Source organism: Desulforhopalus vacuolatus (genome assembly GCF_016918505.1).
Lineage (GTDB): Bacteria > Desulfobacterota > Desulfobulbia > Desulfobulbales > Desulfocapsaceae > Desulforhopalus > Desulforhopalus vacuolatus.
Window position 1 is genome coordinate 218,340 of the sequence record NZ_JAFFPZ010000002.1, and the last position, 15,613, is coordinate 233,952.

General features: G+C 49.1%; 10 protein-coding genes. 7 read left to right on the plus strand and 3 right to left on the minus strand.

Annotation, left to right across the window (positions count from 1 at the left end):
* Positions 1-177: 177 nt before the first annotated feature.
* The 4 genes from pnp (at position 178) to JWG39_RS02650 (ending at position 5,879) form a co-directional block, all read left to right on the plus strand.
* Positions 178-2,265: a polyribonucleotide nucleotidyltransferase gene (pnp, locus tag JWG39_RS02635; protein ID WP_205217801.1), complete on the plus strand. Its 2,088-nt coding sequence runs from the start codon at positions 178-180 to the stop codon at positions 2,263-2,265.
* A gap of 1,417 nt (positions 2,266-3,682) precedes the next feature.
* On the plus strand, positions 3,683-4,195 hold the full coding sequence (locus JWG39_RS02640; RefSeq protein ID WP_205217802.1) for a cytochrome c3 family protein: 513 nt from the start codon (positions 3,683-3,685) through the stop codon (positions 4,193-4,195).
* A gap of 13 nt (positions 4,196-4,208) precedes the next feature.
* Positions 4,209-5,528: a multiheme c-type cytochrome gene (locus JWG39_RS02645; protein ID WP_205217803.1), complete on the plus strand. Its 1,320-nt coding sequence runs from the start codon at positions 4,209-4,211 to the stop codon at positions 5,526-5,528.
* A 180-nt stretch (positions 5,529-5,708) separates the two neighbouring features.
* Positions 5,709-5,879 (plus strand): hypothetical protein, encoded by a 171-nt coding sequence (locus JWG39_RS02650; protein WP_205217664.1) that lies wholly within the window; start codon positions 5,709-5,711, stop codon positions 5,877-5,879.
* Positions 5,880-6,318: 439 nt separating this feature from the next.
* Here JWG39_RS02650 and JWG39_RS02655 read toward each other — a convergent pair whose 3' ends face one another.
* Positions 6,319-7,797 carry a protein adenylyltransferase SelO gene (locus JWG39_RS02655; RefSeq protein ID WP_205217804.1) on the minus strand — a complete coding sequence of 493 codons (1,479 nt, stop codon included), beginning with the start codon at positions 7,795-7,797 and terminating at the stop codon, positions 6,319-6,321.
* A gap of 345 nt (positions 7,798-8,142) precedes the next feature.
* Between JWG39_RS02655 and JWG39_RS02660 the strand changes: the two genes are divergently transcribed.
* Both JWG39_RS02660 and JWG39_RS02665 read left to right on the plus strand, forming a co-directional pair.
* Positions 8,143-9,201 (plus strand): TIGR00341 family protein, encoded by a 1,059-nt coding sequence (locus tag JWG39_RS02660; RefSeq protein WP_205217805.1) that lies wholly within the window; start codon positions 8,143-8,145, stop codon positions 9,199-9,201.
* 277 nt (positions 9,202-9,478) lie between these two features.
* On the plus strand, positions 9,479-11,368 hold the full coding sequence (locus JWG39_RS02665; protein WP_205217806.1) for a sensor domain-containing diguanylate cyclase: 1,890 nt from the start codon (positions 9,479-9,481) through the stop codon (positions 11,366-11,368).
* Here JWG39_RS02665 and JWG39_RS02670 read toward each other — a convergent pair.
* Positions 11,365-11,514, minus strand: a complete 150-nt coding sequence (locus tag JWG39_RS02670; protein WP_205217807.1) for a hypothetical protein — start codon at positions 11,512-11,514, stop codon at positions 11,365-11,367. The genes JWG39_RS02665 and JWG39_RS02670 overlap by 4 nt on opposite strands.
* A 67-nt stretch (positions 11,515-11,581) precedes the next feature.
* Positions 11,582-12,544, minus strand: coding sequence for a peptidylprolyl isomerase (locus JWG39_RS16670; RefSeq protein ID WP_275888941.1), 963 nt, complete (start codon positions 12,542-12,544; stop codon positions 11,582-11,584).
* A 443-nt stretch (positions 12,545-12,987) separates the two neighbouring features.
* Between JWG39_RS16670 and JWG39_RS02680 the strand changes: the two genes are divergently transcribed.
* A complete protein-coding gene (locus JWG39_RS02680; RefSeq protein WP_205217809.1) occupies positions 12,988-14,733 on the plus strand; it encodes a B12-binding domain-containing radical SAM protein in 1,746 nt (581 codons plus the stop codon).
* Positions 14,734-15,613 lie beyond the last annotated feature (880 nt).

Consider the following 15,613-nt stretch of genomic DNA (forward strand, 5'->3'; position numbering starts at 1 on the left):
TTTCCACCGGCAAGTCCGGTGAAGCGGAGCATCTTCACAGGGAAGGCGCATCCGTGTCCGAATTCGAAAAGAGCATAAGGGGCTGGTGGAGAATCCAGTCAGGAACTTCCTTCTTATGGCACATTCCGTTGCCGTTGGGCCACACGCCTATCCCTGATGCACATATCTGGAGTAAACATGTTTAACAAAGTTGAAGCTGAAATCGGTGGAAAAACTATTTCCATTGAAACAGGAAAGATCGCGAAGCAGGCATCGGGATCTGTCATCGTGCGTTCCGGCGAAACCGTAGTACTTGTTACCGCCGTAGGCGCAAGTTCTCCACGCGCGAACGTTGATTTCCTGCCGCTGACCATTGAGTATCAGGAAAAACTGGCTTCTGTAGGACGTATCCCGGGCAATTACTTTCGTCGGGAAATCGGCCGCCCGAGCGACCGCGAAGTTCTTACCTGTCGAATGATCGATCGCCCTGTTCGTCCGCTTTTTCCCAAAGGATGGAGTAATGAAACCCAGGTTATCGCCACTGTACTTTCCGCAGATCAGGAGACCATTCCCGATGTGCTGGCAATTACCGGGGCATCTGCCGCTCTCTCTCTCTCGAATATTCCCTTTGCCGGTCCCGTGGCTGGCGGCCGTATTGGCCTCATTGACGGCGAATATGTGCTGAATCCCACCGAGACGGAACTGAAGACATCCACCATGGACATCATCGTCGCCTGCACAAAAAACGCAGTAGTCATGGTTGAAGGGGAGGCTGACGAACTGAGCGAAGACGAGGTCCTCGGTGGTATTTTCTATGCCTTTGAACAGCTTCAGCCGCTCCTCGATATTCAACTTGAACTGCAGAAATCAAACGGGAAAGAGAAAATTGCCGTTGAATCTCCAGTTATTGACGAAGCCCTGAAGTCGAAAATCAAAGAGATCACCGCCGGTGGCCTTGCAGATGTCTTCGAGACTGCTGATAAAATGGTGCGCAGCGACAAATACTCTGCATTGAAAAAAGCGGTAAAAGATGAGCTTGATCCGGAAGGAGAGCGTAACGGTGAAATCTCCGATCTGCTTGACTCCTGTCGTAAAAGCTACATGCGTGAACGCACCGTCAATACCAAGACCCGGATCGGCGGTCGCGGTTTCACTGAGGTTCGCGACATTAACTGCGAGGTGGCCGTGCTGCCCCGCACTCACGGTTCTGCGCTTTTCACCCGTGGTGAGACCCAGGCTCTTGTCTCCGCTACCCTTGGCAGCGAACGCGACAGACAGCGGGTTGAAACCCTTAACGGTGAACTCAATGTCCGCTTTATGCTGCACTACAACTTTCCTCCATACTGTGTGGGCGAGGCCCGCATGATGCGTGGACCCTCCCGTCGTGATATCGGTCACGGGACTCTTGCCAACCGCGGCCTCTCCGCCGTACTGCCTGATGCAACCGATTTTCCCTACTCCATTCGTGTTGTCTCTGAGATCATGGAATCCAATGGTTCCTCTTCCATGGCGAGCGTCTGCGGTGGTTCCATGGCCATGATGGACGCTGGTATCCCAATCAAACGCCCGGTTTCAGGTATCGCCATGGGGCTGATCAAAGAGGGTGACAACGTTGCCATCCTCTCCGATATCCTCGGTGACGAAGATCACCTCGGCGATATGGACTTCAAAGTGGTTGGTACCATCGACGGTATCACCGCTCTGCAGATGGATATCAAGATTGACGGTGTTAACCGTGACATCATGGGTACCGCGCTGGCTCAGGCCAAAGAGGGGCGCATGCATATCCTCTCTGAGATGGAAAAAGGTATCTCCGGTGCCCGGGATGAGGTGAGTGATCACGCTCCCAAATATATGGTTCACAAGATCAACCCCGACAAGATCCGTGATATCATCGGCCCCGGCGGTAAGATCATCAAGGAACTTTCCGCAGAGTTCGATGCCAAAATCGAAGTGGATGATTCCGGCCTGGTGAAAATTTTTGCCCAGAATGCTGTTCTCGGTGAAGCACTGCTCAACAAAGTGAAGGCGATTACTGCCGAACCAGAAATTGGTGCAACCTATCACGGTGTTGTCCGCAGTATCAAAGAGTTCGGTGCCTTCGTGGAGATTCTCCCCGGGACCGACGGTTTGGTTCACATCTCTGAACTTGACCATAAACGGGTAGCCAAAGTCTCCGATGTCCTCAAGGAAGGGGACGAGGTTGATGTTAAAGTGCTTGATGTGGATAACCGCGGCCGTATCCGTCTCAGCCGCAAGGCTCTGCTGGAAATGCCTGCTGAATAATTCCCAAAAGTCTTGAAGGTTCCCTGAAGTATATTTTTGCTGGAGCCCGTTTGCAATTGCAGACGGGCTCTTTTTATGGGTACCTTGAATAATACCATTTATACCATTCCTATTAAGTTATACCCCGTTTTGTCTGCTGTTTATCCATTCATGGTTACAAACTGCAAAAGGAACTACGAATGGACTCGGATAAACACGAATTATTACTCATTCGTCATCGCCAAAAAAAGATGTCTACGCAGTTGCGTTCTCTGGTCAATACAAAATGGAAATGGTATTATACCATTTCCATTTTGTATTGGCGGATTCAAAGGCAGGGACGGAAAAAGGGAGACAGGAGACGGGAGACAGGAGATAGGAGACAGGAAAAAGCAAAAGCAAAAGGTTTTTGTAGAGACGCCCAATTTGGGCGTCTTCAGCACAACAGGTGGCTCATCTCACAACAGACGTTTCTGCAATGAAATTAATGTATCACCCTGTTTGTCCTGTCATTTTTTTTGGTCAGTAAAAAATGTGATTGGTATTACATTTTGTATTAACCAGAGAACGCAAAGAGTAAAAATAGAACAACAGTAATTCTCTGTTTAATTTTAATTTTTTTTTAAATTTTTTGCCTTTATTCGCATGTTTAGAGCTTTCCTTTGGCAAAAAGTTTCTTGCTGTTCCGTCTTTTGCTTTTCCCCGTCTCCCGTCTCCTTTCTCCTGTTTCCTGTTTCCCGTCCCCCTGCCTTTACATTCGCCAATAGAAAGTGAAGATGGCATTTAGTACGGTCACAACTTAATAGGAATGGTTTTACCGTCTGCTCTGTGTGGTTGAAGAAGCGGTTGAGGTGAAGGACGGTACACCTTGAGGCAAAGAAAATCCGCAATGTTGTGATGGGTATCTTGATGATTATTCCTGGAAATTTTAACTGTTTGAAAAGAGAACTCTTTGAGGGAAAAAGCGTATGATTTTTTCTTGAAAACAGGCTATGATTGAATTTTGTTGTGCTTTGAATATGTAGAATTTTTGATTAACTTCAAGGCTCAGTAAAAAGTTTCCAGGACATATATTTATGATATCGGAGTCTGGCGCTTACCTGCGATGATAAATTTTTGACTGTAACGAAGAAATTGGAATAAAGACCAATTGTTTAAAGTTTCTGCAGCATAATGGTTTATTTTTCAGCTGACAGCAGTTGCAGCAGCTGTATTAACCTTCCGGCTTACTTTTTAGACCAATATAAGGGTACCTTGAAAAAACCTGTATTTCGTTCATATTTGAGGTGTAGAAGGAAATTTATCCGCCTGTAATTTTGATATCGGAGTCTGACGTTTACCTCTGAGGATAAATTTTTTACTGTAACGAAGAAGATGGGCGAAAGACTGATTATTCAAGGTAGCCGAGTATTCAATTACCCATAACACTGGAGCACCCATGATTCGTTTCCTGCTGGTTGTAATACTGGGAATTATCATAGGACTGGGCATTGCCCTGGTCAGCGCAGAGATGATAGAGAAGACTGCGGACGTTGAATTCTGCTCCTCCTGTCATTCTATGGAAGGAGTGGTTGAAGCCTATGGAAATGCAATCCATGGCGGCAATAATAAGGCGGGTTTCCGCGCTAAATGTACTGCCTGCCATCTCCCCCATGACAATGTTCTGCACTATGTTATGGTGAAGGCCGAGAGTGGTATGAAAGATGTGTTGGGCGAGGCATTCTGGGTTGATTCCGTTGACTTCGTTGGAAACCTCAAAAACCGTGAGGAGTTTGTTTATACCTCCGGTTGTCTTCAGTGTCATGATATGGAAGCCATGAAATACGATATTCCCAAGGCATATCTGGCCCACAAAGATTTTAAAAATGGTGTCGTTAAATCATGTGTAAGGTGCCATGAGAATGTCGGGCACAAAAATATCAAGGACCATCTGGTCAAAAATGAAAAATAACAGGAGGAGAAATATGCGAATACTTTTATCGCTGCTCTTTGTTGTCGGTCTTGTCACCTCTGCATACGCAGGAACGGTGGAAAGTGCGGTGAAAACTCTGAAAGTGGATCACGGTATTTCTCCCGAAGGGCAGAAATGTGTACAGTGCCACCAGGAAAAAACCCCGGGTATTATTGCCGACTGGAAAATGAGTCGCCATGCCCATGCAGGTGTTTCCTGTATTGACTGCCACACCCTTGACAAGGGCAGCCCTATGGCTGCGCAGAATTGTCCGGGCGTGAAGGGAACCGATATGTATGTCAGTATCCTTGTTTCCCCGAAAACCTGTGCCCGCTGTCATGCCCAGGAGGTTGAGCAGGCTGGCAAAGGTGGTCACTCCCGCGGTGCACTGCAGTATCAGGATCCTGAAAATCCCGGTTATAAAACTTTCTTCGAGGGTCTTATTAAAACCCATGAAGGTCAGAATTATCCGGAATGTGTTGAGTCTTCCAACATAACGGGCTGCATGCAGTGCCACGGATCCATCATCAAGCTTGACGAAAACAAACGGCCTACGTTCCAAACCTGGCCGACCTATGGTGTCGGTACGGTATATCCTGATGGTGCCATCGGGAATTGTGTCACCTGCCATACCCGCCATACTTTCAAGATCTCCGAGGCCCGTAAACCCGCAGCCTGTGCGTCCTGTCACCTTGGCCCGGATCATCCGGATATCGAGATCTACAATAACTCCAAGCATGGACATATTTTCAACGCTGAAGGTACCACCTGGAACTACGACTCAGCACCGGGTGCATGGCAGCCGGGTGACTATCGTGCTCCTACCTGTGCCACCTGTCACATGAGCGGGATTGGTGATCTCAGTACTACCCATAATATCTCTGAGCGTCTCTACTGGAACCTGTGGGCCGGACGTTCCGAGGTCCGCAATGGTACTGATCCGATGGATCCTCTCGTTGGAAATGGACCTGAAGGTCGCCAGAAGATGAAGCAGGTCTGCAGCAACTGCCATACCGCGCTGCACACGGAAAGTTTCTTCAAGCAGGCTGATCCGCAGGTGAAACTCTACAATGAGGCGTATTACGACGAGGCTTTGAAAATGAAGAAAGCCCTCGCCGAGAAAGGACTGCTCAAGAAAAATCCCTGGGCTGATACCTTCCAGAATACGTTTTATCATCTGTGGCATCATGAAGGACGCCGCATGCGTCAGGGCGCTCTGATGGGCGGACCGGACTATGCACACTGGCATGGTGTGTTTGAGACCATGCAGGATCTGTATGAAATGCAGAATATCTACAACAAGCGCATGGAAACCGGAAAGATTGAAGACTGACGGTTAACATTGCAGGCAGTAAAAAAAGAGGCTGTCCCGTAAGGGGCAGCCTCTTTTGTTTTTTGTCTGGAATAAATACTATTTACATTTTGTATTGACTAGGAAACACGACTGCGTGAGGATCTTTTTTGGCGATTACGAATGATACCATTTCCATTTTGTATTGATTCATCACCATTGATGGAAAATCGGCACGGCGGTGGTTTCCCGCGATGTTGTTCTGTAGACAAGGCATGCCTTGTCTACACTGTGACGGGAAACGTAACGATAACAGTGGAATTACACAACCATTGGTGGGCTAAACTGGTAGTAATTCCCGGAATTATTAAGAGCAGATACAACCGCGATTGAGCCCCCAAATGAGGCATAACTTAATAGGAATGGTATGAGTAATAATACCATTCCTATTAAGTTGTGACCGTACTGAATGCCATTTTCACTTTCTATTGGCGAATTCAAAGGCAGGGGGATGGGAGACAGGAGAAAGGAGACGGGAGGCAGGGAAAAGCAAAAGACGGAACAGCGAAAAACTTTTTGCCAACGAATAAAAGCTCTAATCATGCGAATAAAGGCAAAAAACTTTAAGAAGTTACGCTTTTATAAAAAATGCCCTTTTTCACATGATTAGACCATTTCTATTAAGTTATGCTCTTTTTACATCCTGTTTATTCATTCGTAATCACAAAAAAAGATGTCCACGCAGTCACGCTCTCTGGTCAATACAAAATGTAAATGGTATAATTCGTGTTTATCCGTGTCCATTCGTGATTTCTCTTGCCGTTTGCATGGTTCAGGTTCCGCAGAAGGTGTGAAGTACCCGCTCTTCAACTTTTGGTGCTTTGGCAAATTCTGCAAACTCAGGTTGTTCTGTAAAGGGTGTCTGGAGTACCTGCAGGAGTTTACGGGCAGGGGTAAAGTCATCATGTTCCTGTGCCGCGTGTATGGCCTGTTCGATGCGGTGATTCCTGGGAATAAAAAGTGGATTGACGGCTTTCATTCGCTGGCGGTTCGTCGCTGGTTCTTCTTCTGCTGCTTTCATTCGTTTCTGCCACCTTTCCAACCAGGCGGGCAGTTCGGTATTGTTGTGAAAGAGGGTAGAGAAGGGTGTGGTATCTCCATCAAGGCAATCTGCGAGGTGGTGAAACGTAAGGGTGAAATCGGTTTCCTCTTGCTGCATGAGAGCAAGCAGTTCCTGCAACAGGGAAGAATCACCCTCACGGGGAGCTTCGATGCCAATCTTGCACAGCATTGCCTCCGTTAACAGCTGCATAAATTCCTGTTCAAACGATCCTGTTACCGTCTCTATAAACGCCTCCCCATCCTGGCCGAAAAGCGGCAGCAGACAGTTGCCGAGTCGGCTGAGGTTCCATTTCATAATCGAGCCCTGTGCCGAATAGCGGTAACGGCCGGAAAAATCAATGGAACTGAAGACCCTGTTCGGGTGGTAGTGGTCCATAAAGGCACAGGGACCGTAATCGATGGTTTCTCCGCTCACGGCGATGTTGTCGGTATTCATCACTCCGTGGATGAAACCCAGTGCCATCCACTGTGCTGTGAGTCGTGCTCCGGCCGAGGCAATGGCGGCAAAGAGGTGATGGAAAGGTTTTTCGTTTTCTGCAGATTCCGGGTAGTGGCGGGCGATGACATATTCTGCGAGCTGGCGTATGGCTTCTTCATCATTGCGGGCGGAGAAATATTCAAAGGTACCGGTCCGTACCAGTCCGGAAGCGACCCGGACGAGAATTGCGCCGGGCAGCGCACCTTCACTCCGCACTACTTTTTCACCACTGGTCAGGACTGCAAGAGAACGCGTGGTGGGGACGCCAAGGACATGCATTGCCTCGCTGACGATGTATTCGCGCAGTACCGGTCCCAGAGCGGCCCGGCCATCACCGTTGCGGGAAAATCTGGTTACGCCGGAACCTTTGAGTTGGAGATCAAACCGCCGTCCGTCTGCAGTCACCTTCTCTCCAAGTAAAATTGCTCTGCCGTCCCCCAGCTGCGATACAAACGAACCAAATTGATGACCGGCGTAGGCCATGGCAAGGGGGTGTGAATCGGCAAAGAGAAGGTTACCGGCAAGGCAGGCGGTCAGTTCCGGCTCTTTCGCGTCGAAGGGGAGTTCAAGTTCCTCTGCAAGTTCGTGATTAAAAAGGCGTAACTCAGGAGCTGTTACCGGCTGAGGTGAGCAGAGTTGATAAAATTTCTCTGGCAGCTGCAGGAAGGTGGTGTCAAATCCGCAGCTGAGGCGGGCACGGGGGATAGGCATGGCGTTTCTCTCTGTTGAGTGAGAAAGATGGTCTTTCAGGGTAAGGATGTAGCTCATGAATGTCAAAGCCATTCAACGATGAGACAAGGCATGCCTTGTCTCTACAACAACATTGCGGGACTCACCGGCATTTAAAAATACAGAACCCTTCCAAAAGGAGATGTTATGCATCCTCGTTATAGTCTTCATAGAGTCTGACGAGGGTGGAAAAGAAGCATGGCGCTTGTATAATACGATAATTTAGCTGGTTGTGTATGTCTTGTTGTTTTTTCTTGTTATGGGTACCCTGAAAGAAAAGCTGTTTTACCGCGAAGAACACAAGAATAAATACAAAGGTTGAAAGAGATGGCACAAAGGTTTTTGAAGATACTTCTTCCGTGGGTGGAGAAGGAGCGGTCCCTTGGCCTGCTCAGCCAGTATGAGGAGTTGTATTACTGGCAGGAGGAATTCTCGAAGGAGAACTTTGTGGTCAACGTGCTGGTTGAGGCGGAGAGGAGTGAGATTATCATGGATGTCTTTGAACGGACCTTTACCGGTATTAAGGGCTTTCATCTTATCGTTTTCTCCGTGGTTGCCTCACTGCCACGCCCCCGGGAAGCTGAGCGGGAGAAGAAGGATAACGGTGAGAAGACGGCGGAGGAGATTAAGGAGGAAAAATTGACGAAGGCAGCGCGGGTGAGCCGGGAGGAGCTTTTTGCCTCCATCTCCGACAGCGCGCGTCTCTCCCGTACGTTTATGGTAATGACTACGCTTGCCGCAGTGGTCGCTGCTGTCGGTCTGCTCACTGATAATGTGGCGGTGATCATTGGCGCGATGGTGATTGCTCCTTTTCTGGGTCCCAATGTGGCACTGGCTCTCTCTACCTGTCTTGCCGAAAAAGAGCTGGGCAATCGCGCCTTGAAAACCCTTACCGCAGGTATCGGCCTCGTGCTGGTTCTTACGATATGTTTCGGGTTCTGCTGGCAGCAGTTCAACCCGCAGACGTCGCTGCTTACTCTCAGTGAGATTGCGGCCCGCACCCGGCCGACTCTTTTCGATGTTGTGCTGGCCTTTGCTTCTGGTTGTGCCGGAGTGTGGGCTATCACTACCGGGACTTCTTCCACCCTTATCGGGGTGATGGTGGCGGTGGCCCTGCTGCCGCCGCTCACCGTTGTTGGTCTGCTGCTGGGTGCAGGGGAGCTGCAGGCGGGGCTTCGTGCTTTTCTCCTCTTTGCTGCCAATATCATCGGTATCAACCTTGCCGGGGTGCTTACCTTCCGTGCCCGCGGTGTTACCCCCCGGACGTGGTGGGGAGAAGGAAAGGCAAAGGCGGCACGGCGCAGGGCCGTGGTGTTGTGGTCTCTGTTGCTGGTGTTGCTGGTAGCGGTGATTTTCTCTTCTGCTGCTCAGGAAATCATGCAGTGAAGAAAGCAGAATGGGGCTTCTCTCGGAAAAGAGAGGAAGGTTAATCAGAGGGCGGCGCACAGCACGATAATTCTCCTCCCCGAGCTGCTTTGGGCCGTCTGCAGGAGTTTTTCTATGGACGGACTTTCTTCTTATTGGTATTTTGAAAAATTTTGCGTTTCGTTATATGCGAAGTGCAGAAGGAAATTTACTGCAGGTTTAACTTTGATATCGGAGTCTGGCGCGGACCTCCGGGAACTCATTTATTTAACGTTCTTTCCTTCTCCTTTATAGTGTCATGTCACTGCCATTTGAGACTGAGACTTTTCCCTCGCAAACACGATATCGTTTACGGTTTATCTTCAGCTTCCTTTCCTTCGGGATACTGCTGATAGCGATGACCATCGCTGTTCTCTACTCCCGCAGTTCTCAAGAGATACATGAGCAGATTCGTCAGGATTATCAGTTTGCCCTTGAGCAGCGTCGTTTTATTTTTACTCTGACAAAAGAACTTGAAGAGACTCTTTCCGGACTGCAGCGCAGTCCCTTTCTTACCCGTTTTCTTGAAATGTCGACTCCCGCCACTCGCCAGCGGCTGATTGAGTTGTTTCTCTTCACTGTTGAGGATCATCCCGATTATATGCAGGTGCGTTATCTCGACAGTAAGGGGAATGAAGTCATTCGCATAAATCAACGGAAGGCCGGGCAGGCGCCGCAGATTGTCAGCGACAATGGGCTGCAGAACAAGAGCGGGCACTCGTATTTCACCAGAACAATGGAATTGCCGGAAGGGGATTTCTGGCGCTCCGATATTGATCTTAATAGAGAGAAAGGCAGGATAGAAGTCCCCTGGCAGCCGACCCTGCGCGTTGCTGTCTCCATATTTCACAATGGTCGGAGGCGGGGAATAATAATCATCAACATGCTCCTTGAACCTCTGCTTCAGCGTCTTGTGAAGTCGCAGAAGTTCACTGTGTTTCTCATTGATTACAAGGGAAACTATATCTACAGTGTCGACCCTCATCTGTGTTGGAGTGTGCAGCTCGCTACCGGTCGCAATATGCTGCGGGAAAATGAAATGGATGCTCTCAATCTCAGCGAAGGCAGAGATATCGAAGTAAAGGGGTTCTATTTCAATTACGTGGGAAAATTTCTGGAAAACTCACAGCATGTTTTCCTTGTTTTCAAAGAAAAGGGTGAATACCTCAGCCGTCTGCAGCAGGTCAAAAATTTTACCCAGCTGTGGATGCTCTTCTTTCTGCTGGCAGTGAGTATCCCGCTCGCCTGGGTTCTCTCAGGGTATCCGCTGCAGCTGCAGCGGAAACTGAGGGATACGGTGATCCGGCTGCAGAAGTTTGATATTATCATCGACCGTTTTGTCATGGTGCTGCACGTGGAAAAAGATGGGCGTATTATCGATGCCACCTCTGCTTTTCGCAGACAGTTGAAACTGGATCCTGACGAGGTGACCGGCCTCCATTATGCAAACCTTTTTGAGTGCGCAGAGAAAGAGATTGGCCAGCGTAATAAAGGGGGGCTGGCTGATATCCTTAAAGCAAAAGAATTGAAAGGGATTACCGGAGACGGTCGCAGCTGGTGGGTTACGCAGACAGTCTCTGGTGAACACAACGGTGAAGAGAACTTCTATACGATTATCCTCACCGACATCACCCAGAGGAAAGTGGTTGAGAAGATGGCCGTCACCGATTCGCTCACCGGCGTAAGCAACCGCATGGGAATTGACAATTTTCTCAGAGGAGCATTTGCCCTTGCGGAACGGAACAGTACGCCTTTTTCCTTTATCATTGCTGATATTGATTTTTTCAAAATAGTCAATGATTCCCTTGGCCATCAGGCGGGGGATGATGTCCTGAAAGAACTGGCACAGATTTTCAGAACTCAGGTTCGCGCTTCGGATCTTGTTGGCCGTTTCGGCGGGGAGGAGTTTGTTTTTATTCTGCTGCAGACCAGGTCTGGCGGAGCGGTGGCGTTCGCCGGGAAACTGCGTCAACTGGTGGAGGATTTTAAATTCTCACCGGGATGTCCGCTGACGATCAGTTTCGGAGTAGCACAGTACCATCCGGGAGATACCGCCGAATCCTTATTGAAACGGGCGGATTCCGGATTATATGAAGCAAAAGAGAGTGGCCGGAATCGGGTCGTGTTCAAGGATGTGCAGGAGGATTAAACTTTTGCTACCTTCAGCTGTGAGGTCTTGAAAAGAGCACGATGGCAGTGAGGAAACAGCAAAGCGGATTCCAGCCCGGTGCCGGAATCCACTTTCTTGTGTACAGGGAACATCGAATAATCACCCATCTTTCTGGTGACAGTCAAAAAATTATCCTCGGAATAGAAAGGAAATACAGGTCATTTCAAGGGTCCCTGTTGTAATCGTGACGATTTATTTGAAGTCAATCAGCTCGACATCAAAAACCATCCAGGCGTTGGGCGGAATCGGTCCACGACCCTGTGGTCCATATCCGAGATCGGGCGGAATGATGAGAACACGCTTCTCGCCTTTTTTCATGTGGATCAAAGCCTGATCCCACCCCGGGATTACCTGGCCGGTATCAACTTTGAACTCAATCGGTTCCCCGCGGTCAACTGAACTGTCAAACTTGGTTCCGTCGAGCAGACACCCGGTATAATGCACCTTGATGAGATCGCCTTTCTTCGGGGACGGGCCTTCACCCTCTTTCTTCACTACATATTTGAGACCGGTGTGGGTGAAGTGATGATCAGGCCATTTCTGATTTATAAGGCTTATCTCTTTAGCCTGAGCCTCTTTCTCGCGGTTGCGTTTGTCTTTGTCAAGATTGTTGAGCAGGGAATCAAAGGCGGCCTGATCGCTTTTAAAGGCTGTAGCCTTCCTGCCAGCACGGATAATTTCCACGGTGTTTATGCTGTCACCCTGGGCGATTTTGTTGACGACATCCATACCTTCAACTACATGGCCGAAGATGGTATGTTTTCCGTCCAGCCACGGAGTGGGAACGTGAGTGATAAAGAACTGGCTGCCATTGGTGGCGGGGCCGGAGTTGGCCATGGAGAGGATGCCGGGTTTATCGTGTTTGAGGCTGGAGTCAAATTCATCGGGGAAGTTGTAGCCCGGGCCACCGGTACCGGTGCCGAGGGGACAGCCTCCCTGAATCATAAAATCAGGAATCACTCGATGGAAGGTGAGGCCGTCGTAGAAACGGCTGCCGGATGCCTTGCCGCCGCCGAGGTCTTTGGTGCCTTCAGTGAGGCCAACAAAGTTGGCAACAGTGAGCGGGGTTTTTTCAAATTCGAGTTTGCACAGAATCTCGCCCCTGGAAGTGTCGAATTTGGCGTAGAGTCCGTCTTTGAGCGTCTCTTTGGTCATTGCGCTTTCTCCTGATAGAAATAATAAGAAAAGGGTTGAAAACAGGATGGTCAGTGTCTTTTGCATGGTGTTTCACTGCCGGGAGTCAAAAAAAAATAAAAATGGGAACAGCGAATAATCGCCCATCTTCTTCGTTACAGTTAAAAATTACCCTCGGAGGGAAGTGCTGGACTCCAGGTAAGCGCCAGACTCCAGGTAAGCGCCAGACTCCAGGTAAGCGCCAGACTCCAGGTAAGCGCCAGACTCCGTTATTAAAGTTATACCGGTGATAAACGGTAAGTATACATACGTACCTGCGGTAAATTTTCTCCTGTGCCTTGAATATGAACGAATGCAGGCTGTTTCAAGGTACCAAAATATTAAAGGGAACAGCAAAGTGAGAAACAAGGTAGTGAGAAGCATAAAGGCCGTCAAGGAAATTTCTCTGATCGGGATGGAGAGCAATGAAGAATAAAACAATCAAACTGGTTGGTATCAACGGCCGTTATACCCACTCCTGTCTTGCCCTTTTCTATCTGCGCGGTGAGCTGGAACGACGCGCCCCGCAGCTCGACCTTGAGCTTTGCCAGTTTACCATCAACGACAACCATTTCGAAACCCTGCTGCGTCTTGCCTCCGGAGAACCGTCGGCAATACTCTTTTCGGCGGTGATCTGGAACAGCGACCGGGTGGAGCGGCTGATTATCGATCTGCGTCGAATTCTGCCGCAGACGCTTCTTGTGGTTGGCGGTCCTCAGGCCGAGGTAGTTGGGGGCAATCTGCCCGGCATACGGTTGACTGTAGTAAAGGGAGAAGTGGAGGCCCTGCCCGATGCCTTTTTTTCCGGACTTGCTGAAGGAACACTGAAAGAGCGATATGAGGTCTCTTTCTTCAAGATGAGCGGGCGTGACTTTGCCTTTCCCTATCGCGATGAGGATTTTATCGGGGATGATGCCCCGCTGGCCAATCGCCATGTCTATTATGAGAGCTCCAAAGGCTGTCCTTTTCGCTGTTCCTATTGCCTCTCCTCCGTTGAAACCGGTGTCTACCACAAAGATGTGCAGAGGGTGAAGGAGGAGCTGCGTGCCATCCTGCGGCATCAGCCAAAAATTATACGCTTTATCGACCGTACCTTCAATGACATCCCCGAGCGGGTGATGGGGATCTGGCGCTTTCTCAAGGAAGAGGGCGGAGAAACCTGCTTCCATTTTGAGATGGCACCGGACCGCTTTACCGAGGAGATGTTTACCTTTCTGGAAGATGTGCCGGTGGGCCGTTTCCAATTTGAGGTTGGGATTCAGTCCACCGACCAGCAGGTGCTCGATGCGGTGCACCGGACAACGGCAGGAAAGGCGATGCGGGAAAATATCTTCCGGTTGTCGGCAATGGGCCGGATTCATCTCCATCTTGATCTTATTCTCGGGTTGCCCTTCGGTACGCGGGAAAGCTTTGCCCGTTCTTTTCGTGACGTTTTCGCCATGGGTGGACATTATATACAAATGGGACTGCTCAAGGTGCTGCCGGATACTGAAATGGCGCGGCGGGCGTTAGAATACGGCATGGTCTGTACGGCGGAGACCCCCTATGCGGTCCTCCGTACCCGCTGGCTGCCAGCGGCGGAACTCGCCAGTCTCTACTGGTATTCCGAGCTGGTAGAGAAATTTATGAACAATCGCTGTTTCAGTGCCCTGTGGAGCTGGTTGAGGCGGACTGGAGAGGACATCTACCTCTTTTTTGAGCGGTTACTGGAGATTTGCAGGAAAGAGGGTTTCTTCTCCCTTGCTGCCACCCATGAACTGATGTGCGAACAGCTGTTGCGACTCTTTGCCGGGCGGGCAGATGAAACGCTGCTGCGTGAATTGCTGCTCTTTGACTGGTTGCGTTGTGGACACCGTTTTTTGCCGAAATGTCTTACGGAAGAAACGGGGGAGACACCCGGAGAGACCCGCAGTTTCTGTCAGCAGAGTGCAGCGGAGGAGATCGACGGACTCTACGACCGTCGGGGACGGGGACGTTTTTTCCGCAAGGCATTCTTTGTGAGAATCTCACCTCAACTGAGTCGTATCCTTTGTGACGAGTACTCCCTGCACCAGCCGGTACTCTGTGTGCTTGCTGAGCATGATGGCGGACTGCAGGGGTGGAATCGGGTGGTGCTGCTGGAGACGGAGGGAGAAACTGATTATGCCGGAGAGGTGGCTGGCGGAGTCTGAAAGATGTTCTGAACAGTGTTTCTCAGAAGAATGGATTTGCTTTGCATATACGCTGCAGGGATGTGTTTATGTCAGGTAAAATGACGCAAAAAAAAGGGCTTGCATTGTATTTTTCAAATTATACCATTCCTGTTAAGTTGTGACCCGTTTTGCATCCTGTTTATCCATTCGTGGTTACAAACGACAAAAGGAACCACGAATGGACACTAATAAACACGAATTATTACTGGAAAAACCAGATGAGAATGCCCTTGTGATTGCTTTGAGGTAATTGATGTTTTCCGTGCCCTTCCGTGTTTTCCGTGGTAGCAAACTACATGGGTACTGTGACAATGTATTGTTTCTGCTTATCGACCCATAAGGAGCAGGGTCTGTTCTCATGCTCCTGGCAAACCACGGATGACTCCCAAAGTTGATTAATAATCCTGGTGCACTGTACGGCTTAACTTCGGATACAAACGTTTTTGTTTAATGCATTGTCCCTGTTCGTGAAAATTCGTGTCCATTCGTGGTTACAAACTGCAAAAGGAATCACGAATGGACTCGGATAAACACGAATTATTACTCATTCGCAATCGCCAAAAAAGATGTCCACGCAGTCGCGCTCTCTGGTCAATACAAAATGTAAATGGTATTAGACTTTGAGCTGAAATATAGAAGGCGTAAAAAAAATTGTACAGAATTCTTTCGCCAGAACAATGAACGATTTTTCCTGAGATTGAATTTGTACTTATATATGGTTAAAAGTCGAAAAAATTGTACAGAATTAAGAAAAAGAGGGTGCTTGTCGAAGAGGAGAATGTACCTGTAATCTCCCGGAAAGTCTTGTCAGGCGGGAGTTTTTCTCTTTTCTTCTCTCTCGGTTTTTAAACTGGCATGG

Bases quoted from the DNA above. Each gene is read 5' to 3' on its own strand.
- JWG39_RS02645 (WP_205217803.1), top strand. From the start codon at position 4,209: ATGCGAATACTTTTATCGCTGCTCTTTGTTGTCGGTCTTGTCACCTCT.
- JWG39_RS02650 (WP_205217664.1), top strand. From the start codon at position 5,709: ATGGAAAATCGGCACGGCGGTGGTTTCCCGCGATGTTGTTCTGTAGAC.
- JWG39_RS02665 (WP_205217806.1), top strand. From the start codon at position 9,479: ATGTCACTGCCATTTGAGACTGAGACTTTTCCCTCGCAAACACGATAT.
- JWG39_RS02660 (WP_205217805.1), top strand. From the start codon at position 8,143: ATGGCACAAAGGTTTTTGAAGATACTTCTTCCGTGGGTGGAGAAGGAG.
- JWG39_RS02640 (WP_205217802.1), top strand. From the start codon at position 3,683: ATGATTCGTTTCCTGCTGGTTGTAATACTGGGAATTATCATAGGACTG.
- JWG39_RS02680 (WP_205217809.1), top strand. From the start codon at position 12,988: ATGAAGAATAAAACAATCAAACTGGTTGGTATCAACGGCCGTTATACC.
- JWG39_RS16670 (WP_275888941.1), bottom strand. From the start codon at position 12,544: ATGACCAAAGAGACGCTCAAAGACGGACTCTACGCCAAATTCGACACT.
- JWG39_RS02655 (WP_205217804.1), bottom strand. From the start codon at position 7,797: ATGCCTATCCCCCGTGCCCGCCTCAGCTGCGGATTTGACACCACCTTC.
- pnp (WP_205217801.1), top strand. From the start codon at position 178: ATGTTTAACAAAGTTGAAGCTGAAATCGGTGGAAAAACTATTTCCATT.